Below are 17,067 nucleotides of genomic sequence, written 5' to 3'. Positions count from 1 at the left end.
ACGTGGTGGGTGGTCGAGCGATGAGGTGGCTCGGCGAAACGCTATGTCGCCGTGCACATCCACTCCTTCACGGCCGCCTGGCTGATGTGACCTGCTCGGCGGGGGTCCTGCCGACGGCTGCGATGGTCTGCATCAGCGGCGGCAGTCAGCTCCTCCATTGAGGGGCGGCGGCCGTGCTTGGCGGTGAAAGCCCGGTCGATGCCGGCGATGCGGCGTTCGTTTCGGCCTGCCGTGACAAGGCCGGATACCCTCTGTGCCTGGCTTCCGCGGTAGAAGTGTCCGAGCGCGTGTTCAATCGCCCGGTGGATGAACGGGATCGTGTTTTCCACGTCGGCGTTCTTGCCGCCCGCGAACGCCAGAAGTACCTGCCAGAGGCAGAGCCCAGCCTCCGACTCGGCATCCTCACGGTGCTGGCCGTTGTGGTCGCCATTGCGACGGCGAACCTTCGGCAGCCATTGGCTGACAATCGGGAGGAGCTCGGTGAGGAGCGCGGTCATCTCATGCTTCAACTCGAAGCCGGAGAGGTTGGCCAGAGCATGGATCCGCCGGTCGAACGGCCTGTAGAACTCGATCCCGCGAGTGGTGGTCGTCGTCATGATCAGGCCGCCATCTCGAGTTGGCTGAGCAGGGTGCGACGTGCCGTGGTGAGAACGCGGGCGATGCGCGAGGCTGAGACGCTCAGTGAGGCCGCCACAGCCTCCTGGGTTGGACGAATGACGCCGGCGGGCAGGTTCAGCCCGTATACCCGGACCACAGCCTCCCGCTGGAGCTCCGGCAGGGCTGCGACGCAGCGCCGGAGCTCAGCCTTCTGGAGCTCGGTCACCGCGGCTTCCTCTGCGGATGGGGTGGTCGCGGCGATCTGGTGAGTCTCGACGTACTCCTCGAGGCTGATTACCTGAGACGGTGCGTTACGCATGGGGTGCCTTTCTGGGCTGTATGTGTGAATGGGATGGGGTCGTGCGGGTGGTGCTGGTGGTGCTTTTTTGGGGGCCTAACCCTTCGAACAGACCAGGGCCTCGCCCCCCGCCTCGACGAGCATTGCGGAGAGCTGGATGGTCGTCGCCCCGCCGCAATTGGCAAGATCAACGACTTCGCTCCCCCTGATCGGCCGGTCCTCAGCAGCAGCTGCCACGGCGTCAGAACGATCGATCTTGGAGGCTGATGCCGCAGCTTCCTTGTAGGCCGCCGCAGCGCTATCGAGCTGCTTCTTCTCTGCGCCGAGAGCTGGGACGGCCGCTAGTACCGACCGCTCGATTGAAGGAAAGACCCTCAGACCGGTCGAATCAGCGGCGACGATGGACGGACCGGCCAGGCCGCAGAACGACCCGATACTGATGATCGTGAGGAAGGTGACTGCGACTGTCTTGGCGAATGTTGGCATTTTGATGGCCTCTCTAAGGCTGGTGACTCGGTGGCTGGTAATTTTTTGGGCGGTAGTTCAACTGCCCTCACCACCTAGATGGGTGGGGGTGCGCAAAAATCTGAGAAAAAAGTTGGACTTTCTCTGGCCAGATCCGTAAAAATCCCCGTCAACCCGAAACTCCCCCGGAATTCCGGGGATCTTGGCGTCAAAACAATTCGAAAAATTCTTTCTTATGGCAATAGAAAAGGCCCCTGCCACGCTCTGGAGAGCATGAAAGGGGCCTTTAGGGCCGTTCGGTCGACCCTCTAGGCAGCGACCCGCGCTTCCGCGATCAGGGCCGTGCGCGCCTTCGACCGAAGCCTGGAGTCAGCGGCACGCTTTGCCGCGGCTCCGGCGTCGCCGGCATACCGCCAGCGTGCGGCCGTCGCACCGATCGCTGGCTGGCACTGAGCACCGATCTCAGCCCACGAGGCGCCGGTCTTACGGGCCGTTGCGGCCTGCGCGGACGAGAGCGAGCGCGCACGGGTGATGACAGCTCGGGCGGCAGAGATCTCAGCCTGGGCGGCGGCGAGGGTGGTCAGTGAGGCTAGAGCGGCCTCGGGGTTCTTGGGCGTCATTCGGGGTGATCCTTTCAGGAGTGATGGGGTGTGGGTGTTCGACTATCAAGATGCGGCGGGACTTGGGTTCAATGCGCGTCGCACCTCCGTGTCACTGACATTGAAAACCTCGGCCAGTGCCTTCTTACTGGTGTACTGGCCGGACGACCACGCATCGCGGATTGCAGCATGACCGTCAGACTCCTGAGCGCTACCTCGGCGTGCTCGGGCCGGAGCAACCGTCGGGTCTACCGCTGCGGCCGCTCGGTCGTTCACACGAGCGAGAGCCTGGAGGTGCTCCGCACTCGCACCCGCGGCGACCGGTACCACGGCGACTGCCAATGCGTTCTCCAGCACCGAGAGGATGCTGAGCGGCATGACCCCACTGACGAGGAGCACGGCAGCGAGCACGACGGGGCTCTCCCCTGCTCGGCCAGTGCTGAGGCCGTGGATGGCGTTCAGCGTGACGCTCACGAGCGCGAAGGCGATCATCGACGCCCAGCCACTCTTGGTGCTCTGACCGCGGCTTCTCTTCGCCGCGATCCCCAGCGCCGACACCAGCGTGGCCCCGTCGATCGCGATCGCCACGAGCCAAGACAAGAACGGCGGCAGGCCTGCGAGCTGACCGATGGCCGACTGGCTCACGGCGGAGACCGCGAAAGCGGCCCCGAACGTGATCGCGACGACGGCAAGCACGGCGGTGATGTATGCCTTCGAGTCGGCACGGATACGGCCGGCGGTGGCATGGATCGAACGGGGCATGGACACGGGGATCTCCTCGGTGGTCGGCGGGTGAACTTCTCTCTGACTGACATGTGCGCGGCGACAAAGAGGTCAGCCAAAACTCGTCCGCATGGAGCGACAAACGCCGCGCACATGGTGTTTGAGGAAATCGATGTCCCCAAAGAATCAGCCGCCAGAAGAAGAGAGCAGGAACAGATGAAGAGCTCAAAAGTAGAGAGGAACGGGACAGTACTGAAGAGATCAATAGATCGTCAGAACACAGTCACAATCGTTCACCCGAACCCTGCCCCTACCTTCGCCGTCGTCACCATCCCCATCTCCGAGACCTCCACCCACTCGACCGAAACCTCAACGCCCTCTCGAAGCACCAACCCGCTCGCTTCGCTCGCGTGCGCGACGCCCCGCCCCCACACCGCCCCCTCCACGTCATCACTCGGCCCCAGCTCCTCGACGCGACCGTGTCTCCGCTTCGCCGTCGGGGTGGGAACGCCGCGGGTGCTTGCAGCGGGCGTGGCGAGCGAAGCGAGCCACTGCATGAGCCTCGCCTCCCCAACCTCTTCCGCGCCGGTGTTCTCGGATGGTTTCCGGTCTCCGTCCTGCCCTGCATCCACTCCCCCGTCAGCCCAGAGTGCCGCCTGCCGCAAGCGTCAGCGTTCTCTGGCAACGCTGAAGGTGGTGGGATCATGAGCGTTGCCTTCACCTCAAATCCCGCCGACTCGGTCAAAGTCGACGTCGACAAGCTCGTCGGTGCGGCCCTTGCCGGCTACGCCGGCGGAGCGCCGGGGCGCCGACAAGTTCTCGCAGCGCTGTGCGCTGCGCTGCCGGCCGGAGCGACAGCGACGGAAGTACGCTTCTCGTTGCTTCGCCTTGGCGATGAAAACGTGAAAGCAATCGCGCGGGGAGCGCGGTCTGGTCTGTACCGGCAGCTCGTGCGGGCAGCTCGTGGTTTCACGCTCTCCGGCTCCTCCTCCTTGCCGGGGGCGGCGGACGCGCGAGCGCAGAAGGTCGCGTCCGTCTCGCGCTGCCTCGTTGGGATTCTCACGGCGCCGGTCGACCCGGTGGCGGTCGGTGTTTCAGATCGGATGATCGTCTCTTGCCGTCACGTGTTCGCCGTCATCGGAATGATGGAGATCGACCACCTTCGGGCTACTGGCAAGCACGGTGTGCTGTTGACGCGTTCGTTTGTTGCAGCCAAGACCGGCCGCTCGTTCGAGGGTGCGAGAGATGTGCTCAACGCTCTCAAGAAGCTCGGCTGGATCCGCAAGGTCAAGGACGTCTCAGGCGGGGTCGGCCGCTACCGAATCGCTGCCCAGCTGACGCCGGTGCAGGCGGAAGCCGCCTGGGTCAATGCGGATGTCGTTGACGCTCTCGCAGTTGGCGCCCTGACCACGAACGACGGCGCGGCGATCATCAGCTCCGCCGCCGCCCCGATCTGGATGTTCTGGGAAGGTCACCTCGGATCCCGTGCATACGTTCGCGCGCTGGCTGGCGCAGTCGAGCTTGCCGAGGGCGACCGGCTTGGTCTAACGAAGCAGGCCTATGGGAAGCTCGCCCAGGACCTCCTCCGCGATCTGCCAGGGCTCGGTGAACTCGGCCTGGACCTTGCGCTCTATCTGGCTGATCTCGGCGATCGCACCATCGCGACTGACCTCGCCGAGGACCGCATGCGTGAGCTCAAGGCGCAGTCGGCTGCTCGGACGGCCGCCTTGAACGAACGGCGCGATGACGCCAAGTACGTGGCCCATATTTTCCGCGAGGTGTGGGCACGAGAGGGCGTTGGCCTTGTACCGGCAGCGCTCGAGTCTCGTGACACCATCCGCGCCTGGGCATCTGCAGCCGCCCGTGAGCTCGGCGCGGAGATCACCGACCCGGGCATGCGTCAGATCGGTGCCGGACTTCTCCGCCGTGACCTGGTCAAGTTCGGCCACGACGACGCCGTCGCGAAGAGCATCGTGGTCTTCATTCTTCCGCCCGCAGCCGCCGGCGGGGTCCAGTAATCGGAAGGAACAGCATGTCCCCCAAGCAGGAAACGATCGTTGTGATCGTCACCACCGATGACGGCGGAGACCTCTCGACCTCATGGTCGGCAAACGAAACCGGTGAGGGCTTGTTCGCCGGTCCCCTCCGAGTCCCGGCCGCGCAAGCAGCAGCAGACCACGCCGCCGTCGAGATCTTCGACGGTGAGCTCTGGACTGCAGACGCCTTCACCAGCGCGGGCGCCTATGCCGCGATCGCCCACGCCGCCGGCACTGCGGAGTACATGCTCGACCGCGGGCCAGGCGCTCTCGTCGCCCGTATCCTCGGTGCCGACACCGGAGCGATCTGATGTGCCGCGCTACGTCCGAGGGAGGCCGGCGGTGTGCTGGTCACGCCAATGTGGATAGAAACCGCGCTGCAGGCCGGGCACAGTGGGCGCTGAGATCGTCACTGGTCGACGCAGCGCACCCGGCTGATCGCACCCTTCGGTTCGATCAAGACGATGACGATCTCCCCTCGATTGCCGAGAGCCGCCGTGCAGTGAAGCTCTCGCCCCGCCTTCGAGCCCAGCTCGTCGGGCTGAAGCCGGCTCTATTCATTCAAGAGCAGCGTCGCACCGCGGCGCGTAACCGGATGTTCGATGCGGAAGCCGCCTTGGAGCTCGCCCACACGAACGGGACGCCCGGGGACCTCGAACGCGCCGCCGTCGAGTTGGGCCATGCCGAGCTTGCCGATCAGGCCAGCGCCCGCCGGCTGGCGGCCTGGGCCCAGTCGAACGGCTTCCTCTCCGCCGCGGCGATGCACGCCAGCCTCGCGCTTGCCTCACCGATGGGAGTACCGGCCCTACGCTGACTCCACCTCGCCTTCGGCGAGCGTCTCCGAACCGCGTCCATCCCGGAGCGAATCGCCTTCGCCCACGTGCTCGCTGCGTTGGCGGGGGCGTTTCTGTTTTCGCCCCGTCGGCGTTGGGTTTGCGGGCTCGTCGCCGTCGGTGCCGTCTGCATGATTGCCCGGCGAGGGCTGAAACCCGCTCCGGCTTCGCCTCCGCAGGCGCCCTCTCCTCGTACCTACCCGCCCCTGAACGCCTCGCCTCCGTCGCCCTCGTGACGCAAGGCGGGGCGTTCTCCGTGTTGTCTCCCCGTCTACGGTCATGATCGCCCGGCGCCGGCTACTCGCGCCTCCACGGCTTCGCCGCTCCGGCAAGCGTCCCTGTCCGTAACCACCCCGTCATCTTCCCGGCATCGTCTCCGCCGTCGTCGCTGTGTCCTCGGAACGACACACCCGCTCACATCCGCTCGCGCGCGCCCCGGCCCGTCCCTCGACGCGTTGGAGATGCGGATCTGGACTCGCCGCCGGGCAGGGCGGGACTTGTCGCAATTGATACACCACAGCGACCGCGGAGTTCAATATCGAGCCTTTCGTCACACCGACCGTCTCGCTGATGCCGAGGCAGTCGCCTCGGTCGGATCCAAAGGAGACAGTTACGATTGTCCCTCGCCGAGGCGTACAACTCCCTCTTCAAAGCCGAACTGATCCGCAACACAGGACCCTGGCGAGGTATCAACGACCTCGAGATCACGACGGCCGAATACATCGACTGGTTCAACAACCGCAGCCTCCACGGCGAGATCGGCTACCGATCACACATCGAGGTTGAGAACGAATTCCTGAACCGCACTACCCCGGCAACCGAAGGGAACACCGGAACAGAATTAGCAGCCTAAACCCCCCTGGCCTCATTCACCTTGACAAATTCCGCTGCACGCTCACAGTCGACTCTCGCAGGACATGGCGATTACACCTCGTCGTCTAGCATCTCGTCTGTTATTTCGCCGGACCCCCACGACACAGTGGATAGGGTGAATTTCGCCGTCGCGTAACTCAATCGTTGCCACGTAGCGCCCTCTTTGAAGCTGATCTCGACCGGGGGCCTCTTGGCCCGCCACGGCCACGAAACGTGTCTACTCGCCAATATCGGGACCCCTCGCGCGCTGTAAATCTGAGATCCGGCGGGAATGAGCTGGCCCTCGAAATCTCGCTGAAAAAGTACACCCTCTGTGTCAGAGATCTCAACGGTAAGAACGAAGGTAGCAATGCCGAAGGTTTCAGTGTTCGTCATATTTGCCGTACATACCCACGTTCCGTCAATTCGGCACGTCATGGTCACTGCAGGAACCCCTCTCGCCGCGCAGGTAAGCCCTCCTGTAATCGAGTGCGGACTTGGGTACCAAAGATCTTCCCCAATTGGAAGGCCAAATCGAACTTCGCCCGGGACGGCAAACGGGGACGGTGAGGTCAGCTTCGAGAAGCTACGGCAGAATCGTTGCAGAAGCTCGACCCTGTCTCCCTTCGCAAAAGCGCGGTAAACCCTTATTCGCGAATCCGGCGACGTAGCGGCGGCCGACCCCAGGAAAAACAGGGTCGGGCTGTCCGTCCAGAGGAAGACTTCCACGATGGCACCGGGAACCGCCTGAACGTGAAGGGAGTCTTCTCCGATAACCGGTGGCGTTAGCAGGCTCGGAGGTTCGAGTGGCGGATTCGTTCTCACCGGGACCGGGTCAGATTCCTGCCAGGGTCCGTCGCAGCAAAGTTGTGCGGCCCAGATATCGTCGGTCTCGCGAAGTGATGGTGCCACTTGGACGTCAATAGCCTCCGATTCAACGGATATCCGATCGCTGATCACGGAGATGGAACCTGAGGGTGTCTGCCGAGTCCGGGCACGGATCTCGACAAATCCGCCAAGGCTAGCCCCCTCAACCCGCACGGTCGTCGCGCAGGCGAATGGCTGGTAGCCAATTCGAGGGGCGTCTTGCGAAGGCGGAGATCCAAAGTCTTGCAACGTGAATGCACTGCGACCGCAGAGAGTTTGGGTCACTCTTAGCGCCGTCCCCTGCAGCGGCGGTAGGTTGATCGTTAACGACGTAGAGCCGTCGCCGACTTGGCCAGCGGCATACTCCAACTCACCGGAAACGCCCGACTCGTCAGTCGTCACATCCCCTACAACGACTTCGGCCCCAGTCAGAAGGCCCGTTACTGAGATCACGGATGCCTGTCTGCACGGCGCTCGGAACTGAGGAGGTTGTGGATCCCGGGCCGGAACAGCGGTGACAAACAAGGGCGCCGACATTTGATATTCCGCGCGAGGAAAGTATTGTGTGATCTCAAACTTCTCGCCGCCCATCGCAATCCGCGGGTTCATGGTCCATCGCAATTCACTCAGGTCAAAAACTCGCGACTCTGCGTTGCTGCCCGCCTCGCGCGTTAGTTTTACCGTGGCTCCATCGATGACCCCACCAACGAGCATTGAGGATTCACATCCGGCAGCAGGAGGATCCTGCGGCGCCGTTGGGCTGGGTAGCTGTGAGCCGATTTTCAGCGGCAAGCTGTTCACATGGCCCACCGTTGAGGGTGCGGTTCCAGCTAGCGGGGGGTACCCAGACGGAGAGGATTCAGTCACAGTGATCACTGATCCCCCAGATGGCAGGCCGGCAGGAATCGGCACCCTCGCCTTAGACTCTCTCGAATCCGCGGCGCCCACCAGCAGACCCCCGACCAAGACTTCGACGATCGCCCCAGGAAACGTTCCACTAACTTGAATCTCTTGGCCGTGCTCCCACAAGTGGCTCACTACAGTCGGGTTGCCCAGTGCCCCAGCAGTCGGGGCCGCGGAAATGCTCGTCCAGACCAGGCGGTTCGGCTCGACGCTCGGAACTCCGCTCACGACTTGCGTAGCGAAGAGCTGGCTCGCTGGTTTGAGGACTGCGCCGATCAGGATCGGGACACGGACGGTGCCCGACTGAGCCACCGACTTGCCGACGATCTGCCGCATATTTCCGTGTACAGCCGTCACCGTCAGAGCTGCCCCAGGAACACAACCGTTGAGCAAGAAACTTGACGACCACTCAGACACTGGTCCGACGATCGACGGCGAGCACGAGGCGCTCATTCGCTGCCCGATCGGGGATGCGTGCTGATGGCGAGGTTAAGGATCATTTCCGTCACCGGTGGTGCTCCCGTCGCCCGTGTTCGCGTTGTTGGCGTTGCTGTTATCGGGCGTCGATTGTTGCTCGCCACCATTGACGAATCCTGGGTCGTCAACTTCGCCGATGTAGACCGCTCCATCGCTTACAAAAGAAGGTGTGTCGGCCTCCCCTACATAGGTGCCATCCCCGCCCTGAAAGTTCGGGTCGCCGACCTCGCCAATGTAGGTAGGCCCGCCAGTTTGAAAGCCTGGGTCGTCAACCTCCCCAATATAGGTGGGCTCGCCAGCTTGAAAGCCCGGGTCGTCAACCTCCCCAATGTAGGTGGGCTCGCCAGCTTGAAAGCCCGGGTCGTCCGCTTCCCCAATGTAAGTATTTCCCGGATCGCTCGGTTCTTTTTTCGCCCCATCAAGGATTGTTTCGGTGATGAGGAGGGCAGCCTCGCCAGTAAAGTGCCCCGCGATTCCCAGAAGCGTGACGCCCGCTGCTCCAGTAATAATCACGCGCCCACCGAGGTATCCGGCCGCGATTGCAAGACCGGCCAGTGCGTTGCCAACCGCGTCCGACTCGATGGGCTTGTCAGCAGCTTCCGATGACTGGTAGGGGACCGTCGTGAGTGCTGCGGGGGAAGCATTGGGATCCAACTCCAGAAAAGTGCTTCCAGGCTCAATCGTTGACACCGTCGAAGTGCCGTCTGGCTGCGAAATATGCACTTCAATGGTCTCGCTTGTCTCGTTGTGGACCTCAATGTTTCGTCCGGTCGAGGGCAGATCGAGTCTGCTAACGGCTGTGGCCCCTATAACCTCGTAGACAACGGTTCCAGCGCCCGTGCCATCATGCGGGAAGTTCTGGATATGAATCGATCCCATTCAAACCTCACTAGGCAACGGAAAATCGTCTATTTGGCGAGTCAGACTGCGGCGCCGCACGCTTCCGGGGCTAGGCGTGAGGCTATGTTTGGGCCCTAATGGAGGACAAACTACCTCTGGTGGACAGATTTGTCTATAGAGAGACACGAATCGCGGGAGGCTAAACAACTCGACATAGCGGAGTCGCGGTCAAGGACTCGCTCACTGCTTCATGCTCCCCGGTGGATCCAGATAATCACAGGACGAGAGCCCTGACGTCTGAGCTCGGCGAGCACTGGCTAAACACCTTTCGCGTCTTTCGGCGGTTCTCGAGCGCTCGTACCTGGCGGAATAACTGATCGGACTCTGACCGGGACTCCATGTTCGCGAGACTCGGCCGCGGTCGTCGGCTCAATCGAGGATCCATTCGTAACGAAATGAAGCGACTCAGGCGCGGACCCTCCAGCTGACGTCCTAAAACCTCGACCTCTGGCCACTATTTCGGAACCAAAAACGGCCGCTGCGTTCCTTATTGCGCAATAGTGGGGGTGCTTTGATCCACCGGATCCCAATGAGCACAGGGGCTTGGGCCTCTTTGCCCTCCGCTTATTGCTGCGGAGTGCGACGTATAAGACACCCCTCCCCATGTGCACATATACGGGGCCGAGAACCTGAGTATATGTAGCTGCATGAGGGGGTGTCTTATCGGATCCGAAATAACCGCGATAGCGCAACAAGGATCTCTTCTCAATAAAGAGGTAGACATAGCAATAGGGACGGTCTCAAAAAAACTCGACCGCACGACCATAGGGCCCTCCGAACCGTCCGCGTGGGGTGGTGGTGTCCCCCACCAGACAGAGGGAAGCACGCAGCTTTCCCAGAATCTGGAGATGCACGTGGACGAGATCGTCGAAGAGGACCTGTTGGCTGCCGGCCAGACCATCCGGATCGACCCCAAGCAAGAGGATGAGGTCGGCAGAGCCGCCCGCACCCTGGTCGTGTCGGGAGCATCGAACTTCGAAGCAGTCCTCGGCGCAGTCCACGAGAACCTTCTGGTCGTGGGGCTCCCCACCCCGTCGGAGTGGCTGGCAGTCAACGGAGCACCCCACCCCGATCTCGTCAAGCTCGTCCGGAAGGAGCGGGACAGCAAGGTCTATATCGCGCTCGGCGATACCGAAGATTTTGAAACCTTCATTCAGGCCGAGAAGCTCGGCAAGCACCTCACCACTCTCGGCGCCAAGACCGTTGCCTTCATCTCCTCCAATGGGTTCGAGCTCGCGGACCTCCTCGGCGCAATCGTAGATAAGGCTGCGTATCTGGAGAACATGCTCAGTGGAGCATCTGCGGGACTAGGCCGCCGGCCGAAGAAGCCGACCACGACCGCGACCACCCGAGACACGATCGCTCCCGTCGTAGACGACGAGGAAGGCCTCATCTATCGACCACAAGACGGCGGCAAGCGGGAGGTGCTCCTCGAAGCGAGCGCTCGGATCCAACGCACATATCGGATTTATGACGACTTCTTGGACCCTCGCGGGGAGTCGGCAACGTATATGCATGACCTGGAAGTGGTCGCAACGCGGGACGGTCGGCGAACCGCTCGCGAAGTAACTTCGATCCTCGATGAGGAGCTGGCTCAACCGCGTCGCTGGCTCAACCGCGTCCCCGGGGGGACGAAGATTGTGGAATCGACCGCGACCGATGCGAGTAAGGCGATCGCAGCCGCCATCCGCGGGTTCGAATCCGATCTGGTTCCGGAGATCGTTGTCCTCAAGCGCACCGGCTACAAGGAGCTTGAGAACGGGGTCATCGGCTTTGCACACCCTGCCGGCTTCGCCACCGTCTCTGGCCGCACCCAGCTGGCGAAATCGAAGCTCTCCCTGAAGATGTCAGCCATCGAAATCGCTGACACCGCCGGGATCACAACCGAGGATGAGCGGGCCGCAGCCGAGAACACCCTTGCGCTGATGGAGGAACTCGCCGACCCCAACGCTTGGTTCTGCCTGTGGGGTCCGGCGATACATGCCGTTGCTGGTTTGGGAGTGGGGGCAGTCCCCGTTCTGTTCGGCCCGAAGGGCTCGGGCAAGAGCACGATCGCCCAGGCGGTTACTGGACACCTCACACCGCACTTCGGCGTCGATGGGAACACCATGGCTGCCATCGACCACAGCGCCAAGAACACCGCCAAGGCGGGTAACGGTCTCGAATCCCTGTTCATCCTGTTCGACGACGCCCGGAAGAAGAAGGGCTTCGCCGGAGATGCGCAAGCCTCCGCGGTCGAGATGGTCGTACGTCCGGGCTACGCCGGGGGCTCGGCTGGGTACGCGGCGAATGTCCAAGATCGCGCCACTGGGCTCTGGGAGATCGGTTCGCCCGACCTCTCCTCCCCAATGCGGGGAATCATCGGAGAACAAATGCCCGACGGCGACGACCTCGCGAGCACCAAGGAGCGGTTCTACCCAGTGGGGATCAAGGGAAACATCTTCCGGAGCGGGAACTCCAGAAAATTCGAGGAGCTCGCGGTCAACGGGCTGGCCACCAGACACCTCGCGTTGTTCATTCGCTGGGTTCTCACCCAGATGGAAGATGCGGGCAGCATCACTGCTTGGAAGGATGCGCAGGCGAAGGCCCGACAGAAGCTCGAAGACGCTCGTGGGGACCTCCCTGTCTCAATCCGCGTCCGGGAGGTCAGCAGCGTCGTGGACCACGGCATGCAGACATGGTTTGACTACCTCCTCTTCACCGGGGCATTGACGCAGGAGCGTCGCTCGGAACTCGGAACAGACTGCACTCGCATCATCAGTGCAACCGCGCTGTACCACGGGACGACGAACGTTGTTTCCAACGAAGTTGCCGACTACGAGCCGATATTGAACTCCCTCCGCTCGGCGGTGGCGACAGGACAGGCATGGATTCCGGGCTGGACGGCTCTCAATGGTTCCGTGCCGGTGGTTCCACCCACCCCGCAGTCAAGGATTCTCGGCGGTGTCGTCAACGGCCGGGGCGACAACCCACAGTTCCTGGCGCTGCTACCGAGGGACGCTCTGGGGGTGTTGTCGACGGAGAAGGCATTCCGCGACCTCAGTGAGCGGGATCTTCTGAAGGCATTTGCGGGCCAGTCCGTGACTGATGGCGGCGGAAAGCTCTACAAGACAGTCACCCTCAACGGCCTGAAGACCAAGGCGCTGGCAATCCCGATGACCTTGTGGACCGGCGAGGTGACCGAGGCAGATGAGAAGGCCACGTCAGTAAGGGCGGAGACGCCAGAGGCCGCCTGATCGGGGTGGGGTGGAGCTGTCCCCAATCGAGTGACACTCACCGAATAGGAAGCCTCGCATGACCACCCCAACCATTGCCGAAACACAGTCGTCTCCGCCAGCTCTCGGGATCGAAATCTCAGGAAAGCGCTCGCTGTCTGTCGACGAATGGCTGGCCGCGAACCCGGGCCCGCTCGCCATCGAGCTCTCCTCCGCCACAAAATCGGTCCGGCTCACAAGTGCTGCCGGAGGGGTCCTCACCGTGGCAGGTGTGGACGCAGCCAAAGCCCTCTTCGCCAAAGCCGCTGTCACCGACCGAAAACTGTGGGCATCGGACGCGGCAATGCAAGAGAAGATACACCGAGAGTTCTTTGCTGCTCTGGGATGCCCCCGCATCTGGTGCGCACGGACCGTAGACCGGGCCCTCGCGCCCCAAAAGGACAAATCTGAACTCCTGTCAGGTCGGGCCCTTGCAGCGCTCATGCTGGCGCATAACGCCGCACCTCGGATCGAGCGACAACACGCCCACTGGATCGAAGATGAGGATCGGATGTGGCGCGCAGTCGCTCGCCGCGGCTATCTCATCGATGAGCAGCTCATGAGGATTGAACGGCAGGCGCGTCACCGCGAGCTAGCGGACTTCACTCGAAACTTCGGCATCGACATCCGCCGGGCCGACGCCACCAAGGAAGCGTGGTTGACGTCGATCGGCGTCAAGTTCGAACGGGGCGACGACTATGGGTACACCTGGCCATCTGCATGCGACACCACCGACATGCCGCCGGAACACACCGAGACCTGGGCAGCGTATAAGGCCACCCATTCCACGTTGAAGCGCGTGCAACTCCTCGACGGTGTATCCAAGAAGGTCGAGGATGACGGCAGAGTTCGACCGATCATCAAAACGAATTCAGCGGCGAGCGGCCGAATGGCGGTGGCCTCACCAGGCATGCAAGGGCACCCCGCCGAACTGCGCGGCGTGTTTCTCGCCGAACCAGGGCACGACATCATCGCGTTCGATCACAGCAACGCCGAGCTCCGTGTGCTCGCTCGGCTCATTGGTGACCCCGCATTTACGAAGCGAGTGATGGACGGTGACCCGTACTCCGAGCTTGCTGAGTTCACAGGGCGAAGCCGAAGCGACGAGAAATGGAGATTGATCGCCTGGGCATACGGACTCGGAATCACTACCTTGACGAAAACGGTCGGTGAAGAGCAGGCGGCCAACACATTTCGAGGGTGCCGAGAATTGTTCCCCGAGATCGAGGCGTGGAGTAGGGAGCAGACGACCCGTGCCGTCCGCGGTGAGCGCTTGACCACACTGACAGGACGCCCGCTACCCAGTCTCGGTGAAAAGGCCTCCCGGCCGGGACTCGCAACGAATCTTCTGACTCAAGGATCCGCCCGAGACGCATGGGGTGCGGGCGTGCGCCGCGCTGCTGCCCTGCTCGGCGAGTCGGCTCTGTACTTCCCACTCCACGACGAGCTATTCGTGCTCTCCCCCCGCGGGAAGGCAGAAGAGACCTCCGAGGTCCTTCGCCAGGCGATGACGGTCGATCTTGGTGACGGCGTTGTACTCACCGGCACGGCGAAGGTGCATCGAGGTCGCTGGGGGAAGTAGCTACCCCATTTTTTACCCCCAGTTCGGGGGCCAAGCAGTTCTCCAGACCCCCGGAATCACAGTGATTCCGGGGGTCTTCGTCGTTCAACCCCGATCCATTCTTGCGCGCCCCCGCCCTCTAGCGGTTAAGGCCGGAGATTTCCGGCCCCTCACCTTCCTAGGACGGGGCAAAACCTTGCGGAACAACGACCAGATCAGTGCCACACGACACACCTACCCCCAGAACGGCGACGCGTCAATTCGTGGCACCAACGCTCACCTCCTCGCGGAGTTGGACTTCATCCGCAGCCACCAGACCTTCACCACTGCCATGGGCAAGGTCATCACCGGCTGGGACACCCGCCGTGGCTCCGACCTCCTCAAGCTCGCTGGTGAAAAGCTCGCCGGCACCGCCCGGCGCCAAGGCATGGACGAGTTGGACGCCGCAGCCGCTGCCTGGCAGGTGTGGAAGGGTTCCACAGAGGTCCACAGCGCGACGAACCCCTGGGGATGGACACGGCAGGCAGTCAAGCGGGAGCTCGCCCGTGAGCACCGCGCCCAGCGTTTGCTCACCTCCGTGGCGGCTATGCGCCGCGATGATTTCGTAGAGCCCGAGCAGGACCATTTCGCCGACCTGGAGCTCGCCGCATCCATCGCCACTCCCAAGGCAGATGACCGTCAGGGCGGTTTCAAGACCCTCGCCCTCCGTACCGCGGTGATTCTGCTGACAAAGCACGGCCATACCAAGCTGGTCGCCGAGTCGATGGTGGAAGCGCTCTTGGACGCGGCTGTCGTGGGCGCGACCACCCCCAAGATGGCAGCTGACGTCCTGACCCGCAGCCACACGCTCCGCTCCAGCTTCGACATGGCGAGCCCGGAATGGAACGCACTCGTTGCTCTCCTCTTCGGTTCCCGCCGGGGCGAGATGGGTTCCGTCGAGGCGGAACTCACCGGAGTCGACCCAGCATCGGTGGCACAGATTGTACGAGCCCAGAAACGGTTCGAGGGCGCATCTCGCCTTGTGGGGTAAGAGCGTCCCCACTCAGGTAAGAGCAACAAGGGACCAACGATTGGAAGAGGAACACGATGAGCGACACCCAGGCCCAGACCGAAGGCGAGGCCGGCATTGAGCCGAGCGTCTTCGACCGGGCTGCACGCCAAACGAAACTGCAAATCATCGTCCGGACGGGCAGGAAGCTATCAGTGACGTCGAAGAGTGTCCGCCGGTTCCGCGCGGCGCTCGTCTACGGCAACCCGGATCTGCCGGCGTACTTCCTTGATGACCGGACCCTTCATGAGGCGATCCTGAGTCGGATTCACATTGAGTCGCTGACAGTGCGAGTCGGCCGCAGGGGCCTCGTGATGATCGATCCGGAGTTCCCCCTGATCCTCAAGCTGAAAAACATCTGGGGTGGTGTGGTCTTCTTCGCCCGGCCAATTGCTGAGACCGCGGTCACCTCATCCCCCATCCTCCACCTCGTCTAGCTGAAAGGAATCGAAAAAACATGTCCTACCAAACAGATACCGAAGACACGATTTGCGGCTTTTACGCCGCTGGAGCGTCGGACAGCTTGATTTCCGACTATGAGGCCATCATCAACGGCGAGTCCGGACTGAGTCAGGCAGAGCTCCATGCCAAGCAGAAGCGGGACCTCCTCGCCAACCACCAACGGAACCGTTGCCGCGTCCCTATCGAGGTAGCCACAACACCCAACGGGGGCGTCTTCGTGGGCGGTGTGCTCGCATCGGACCGTCAAGAGGCGGTCGTTCTCCGAAGTGATCTCCACCGGGCCGGCGCGCGCTGCGAGCGGTACGAGGGCGGCGACGTCGATCAGTTTGAGGTCACATCGTTCTCGCCTCACGCCAAGGATGCCTGGCCGGACCTACTCCGCCAGCTGCTCCTGGACATTGGTTATGTCGACATTCGCCGAGTCGACGTCGTCTGGCCCAGCGAACCGGTCGAGGCACCCCGGTTGTAGTCGGAACCATCGCCGACGATTTCTCGTAAGACCATTCACCCCCTCCGCAACATCAACCAGCAAAGGATCCATCTCATGACCGCCACCACCATCACCAACAAAAAGAACCCGGTCAGTGCGCTGACCGCCCACGTACGCTCCAGCGCTATTTGGAAACTCGGTTCAACCACTATTACAGCGGTGCTCTTCATCGGCATTGGCACAAGCTCGCTAGCCACCGATCTCATCGGTTTGGCGGGCTTCGCTACCCTCCTGGTCGCCGCCGCCGCGATCGCGCCGAGGGTGGCGAAGTGATCACCTCAATCACCGACATATCACCCTCGGTCGTCCGTATCCGTGTGAGCAAGGGGACCTCGCCTGATGAGCGGGCTGACATCGTCAGCCGTACTGACCACGGTAACGTCCTCGTCACCGTGAGCGGCCGGACCATTACTGTTCGGTCTCTCCACGGTGAAGGCGGTATTCCCGCATGGGCATACCGAGCGGGTTGGGGAGACTCGGTCAACATTCGTCCTGAACCGTAGCGCCGTGCCGATGTGACCATGCAGGGCTTCGTGACGGCGCTCGGCAGTGATGGGGCTGGGCAAGGAGAAAAAAGAATACTCGTTCGTGATTCTCGGTCCGCGCCGTACACATCCATAGGGGACGTTGATTCCCACAGCCACCGCAATACTGATAGAGAGGAGCCCCCCCCATGGACCTGGTACGACGTACCCCATCGCA

At 62.5% G+C, this 17,067-nt stretch carries 17 protein-coding genes; 10 read left to right on the top strand and 7 right to left on the bottom strand.

The genetic code is table 11. From position 1 onward, the window contains the following. Positions 1-41 precede the first annotated feature (41 nt). From ACVXZ4_RS08420 to ACVXZ4_RS08395, 6 genes are all read right to left on the bottom strand, one after another. Entirely contained in the window at positions 42-596 is a 555-nt protein-coding gene (locus ACVXZ4_RS08420; RefSeq protein ID WP_461797769.1) for a hypothetical protein, read from the bottom strand. Between the two features lie 2 nt (positions 597-598). Then, positions 599-916: a sigma-70 RNA polymerase sigma factor region 4 domain-containing protein gene (locus tag ACVXZ4_RS08415; RefSeq protein ID WP_461797768.1), complete on the bottom strand. Its 318-nt coding sequence runs from the start codon at positions 914-916 to the stop codon at positions 599-601. Positions 917-991: 75 nt separating this feature from the next. Beyond that, on the bottom strand, positions 992-1,381 hold the full coding sequence (locus ACVXZ4_RS08410; protein WP_461797767.1) for a hypothetical protein: 390 nt from the start codon (positions 1,379-1,381) through the stop codon (positions 992-994). A gap of 287 nt (positions 1,382-1,668) precedes the next feature. Then, positions 1,669-1,980, bottom strand: coding sequence for a hypothetical protein (locus tag ACVXZ4_RS08405; RefSeq protein WP_461797766.1), 312 nt, complete (start codon positions 1,978-1,980; stop codon positions 1,669-1,671). A gap of 45 nt (positions 1,981-2,025) precedes the next feature. Continuing rightward, complete coding sequence (locus ACVXZ4_RS08400; RefSeq protein WP_461797943.1) at positions 2,026-2,721, bottom strand: DUF2637 domain-containing protein; 696 nt, start codon at positions 2,719-2,721, stop codon at positions 2,026-2,028. Between the two features lie 254 nt (positions 2,722-2,975). Continuing rightward, positions 2,976-3,239, bottom strand: a complete 264-nt coding sequence (locus ACVXZ4_RS08395) for a hypothetical protein (RefSeq protein WP_461797765.1) — start codon at positions 3,237-3,239, stop codon at positions 2,976-2,978. 147 nt (positions 3,240-3,386) lie between these two features. Here ACVXZ4_RS08395 and ACVXZ4_RS08390 point away from each other — a divergent pair, with 147 nt between their 5' ends. From ACVXZ4_RS08390 to ACVXZ4_RS08375, 4 genes are all read left to right on the top strand, one after another. Then, complete coding sequence (locus ACVXZ4_RS08390) at positions 3,387-4,700, top strand: hypothetical protein (RefSeq protein ID WP_461797764.1); 1,314 nt, start codon at positions 3,387-3,389, stop codon at positions 4,698-4,700. Between the two features lie 14 nt (positions 4,701-4,714). Beyond that, positions 4,715-5,029 (top strand): hypothetical protein, encoded by a 315-nt coding sequence (locus tag ACVXZ4_RS08385; RefSeq protein ID WP_461797763.1) that lies wholly within the window; start codon positions 4,715-4,717, stop codon positions 5,027-5,029. A gap of 191 nt (positions 5,030-5,220) precedes the next feature. Further along, positions 5,221-5,532: a hypothetical protein gene (locus tag ACVXZ4_RS08380; protein ID WP_461797762.1), complete on the top strand. Its 312-nt coding sequence runs from the start codon at positions 5,221-5,223 to the stop codon at positions 5,530-5,532. Positions 5,533-6,167: 635 nt separating this feature from the next. Beyond that, positions 6,168-6,404: a hypothetical protein gene (locus ACVXZ4_RS08375; RefSeq protein WP_461797761.1), complete on the top strand. Its 237-nt coding sequence runs from the start codon at positions 6,168-6,170 to the stop codon at positions 6,402-6,404. Positions 6,405-8,662: 2,258 nt separating this feature from the next. Here ACVXZ4_RS08375 and ACVXZ4_RS08370 read toward each other — a convergent pair. After that, on the bottom strand, positions 8,663-9,529 hold the full coding sequence (locus tag ACVXZ4_RS08370) for a hypothetical protein (protein ID WP_461797760.1): 867 nt from the start codon (positions 9,527-9,529) through the stop codon (positions 8,663-8,665). A 668-nt stretch (positions 9,530-10,197) separates the two neighbouring features. On the opposite strand from ACVXZ4_RS08370, the gene ACVXZ4_RS08365 reads away from it, so the two are divergent. The 6 genes from ACVXZ4_RS08365 (at position 10,198) to ACVXZ4_RS08340 (ending at position 16,638) form a co-directional block, all read left to right on the top strand. Further along, entirely contained in the window at positions 10,198-12,786 is a 2,589-nt protein-coding gene (locus tag ACVXZ4_RS08365) for a hypothetical protein (protein WP_461797759.1), read from the top strand. Between the two features lie 58 nt (positions 12,787-12,844). Further along, complete coding sequence (locus ACVXZ4_RS08360; RefSeq protein WP_461797758.1) at positions 12,845-14,386, top strand: DNA polymerase; 1,542 nt, start codon at positions 12,845-12,847, stop codon at positions 14,384-14,386. 175 nt (positions 14,387-14,561) lie between these two features. After that, positions 14,562-15,395: a hypothetical protein gene (locus ACVXZ4_RS08355; protein WP_461797757.1), complete on the top strand. Its 834-nt coding sequence runs from the start codon at positions 14,562-14,564 to the stop codon at positions 15,393-15,395. A 56-nt stretch (positions 15,396-15,451) separates the two neighbouring features. Next, complete coding sequence (locus ACVXZ4_RS08350; protein WP_461797756.1) at positions 15,452-15,850, top strand: hypothetical protein; 399 nt, start codon at positions 15,452-15,454, stop codon at positions 15,848-15,850. Positions 15,851-15,870: 20 nt separating this feature from the next. Then, a complete protein-coding gene (locus ACVXZ4_RS08345) occupies positions 15,871-16,344 on the top strand; it encodes a hypothetical protein (protein WP_461797755.1) in 474 nt (157 codons plus the stop codon). A 75-nt stretch (positions 16,345-16,419) separates the two neighbouring features. Further along, positions 16,420-16,638, top strand: coding sequence for a hypothetical protein (locus ACVXZ4_RS08340; RefSeq protein ID WP_461797754.1), 219 nt, complete (start codon positions 16,420-16,422; stop codon positions 16,636-16,638). The last annotated feature ends 429 nt before the right edge of the window (positions 16,639-17,067 follow it).

This window comes from Lacisediminihabitans sp. FW035, from assembly GCF_054880895.1.
This window is presented reverse-complemented; position numbering and strand designations above follow the sequence as displayed.

Excerpts from the sequence above, each read along its gene's own strand:
- ACVXZ4_RS08390 (WP_461797764.1), top strand. The coding sequence starts at position 3,387 with ATGAGCGTTGCCTTCACCTCAAATCCCGCCGACTCGGTCAAAGTCGAC.
- ACVXZ4_RS08400 (WP_461797943.1), bottom strand. The coding sequence starts at position 2,721 with ATGCCCCGTTCGATCCATGCCACCGCCGGCCGTATCCGTGCCGACTCG.
- ACVXZ4_RS08415 (WP_461797768.1), bottom strand. The coding sequence starts at position 916 with ATGCGTAACGCACCGTCTCAGGTAATCAGCCTCGAGGAGTACGTCGAG.
- ACVXZ4_RS08410 (WP_461797767.1), bottom strand. The coding sequence starts at position 1,381 with ATGCCAACATTCGCCAAGACAGTCGCAGTCACCTTCCTCACGATCATC.
- ACVXZ4_RS08350 (WP_461797756.1), top strand. The coding sequence starts at position 15,452 with ATGAGCGACACCCAGGCCCAGACCGAAGGCGAGGCCGGCATTGAGCCG.
- ACVXZ4_RS08395 (WP_461797765.1), bottom strand. The coding sequence starts at position 3,239 with ATGCAGTGGCTCGCTTCGCTCGCCACGCCCGCTGCAAGCACCCGCGGC.
- ACVXZ4_RS08345 (WP_461797755.1), top strand. The coding sequence starts at position 15,871 with ATGTCCTACCAAACAGATACCGAAGACACGATTTGCGGCTTTTACGCC.
- ACVXZ4_RS08340 (WP_461797754.1), top strand. The coding sequence starts at position 16,420 with ATGACCGCCACCACCATCACCAACAAAAAGAACCCGGTCAGTGCGCTG.
- ACVXZ4_RS08370 (WP_461797760.1), bottom strand. The coding sequence starts at position 9,529 with ATGGGATCGATTCATATCCAGAACTTCCCGCATGATGGCACGGGCGCT.
- ACVXZ4_RS08405 (WP_461797766.1), bottom strand. The coding sequence starts at position 1,980 with ATGACGCCCAAGAACCCCGAGGCCGCTCTAGCCTCACTGACCACCCTC.
- ACVXZ4_RS08420 (WP_461797769.1), bottom strand. The coding sequence starts at position 596 with ATGACGACGACCACCACTCGCGGGATCGAGTTCTACAGGCCGTTCGAC.
- ACVXZ4_RS08385 (WP_461797763.1), top strand. The coding sequence starts at position 4,715 with ATGTCCCCCAAGCAGGAAACGATCGTTGTGATCGTCACCACCGATGAC.
- ACVXZ4_RS08360 (WP_461797758.1), top strand. The coding sequence starts at position 12,845 with ATGACCACCCCAACCATTGCCGAAACACAGTCGTCTCCGCCAGCTCTC.
- ACVXZ4_RS08365 (WP_461797759.1), top strand. The coding sequence starts at position 10,198 with ATGAGGGGGTGTCTTATCGGATCCGAAATAACCGCGATAGCGCAACAA.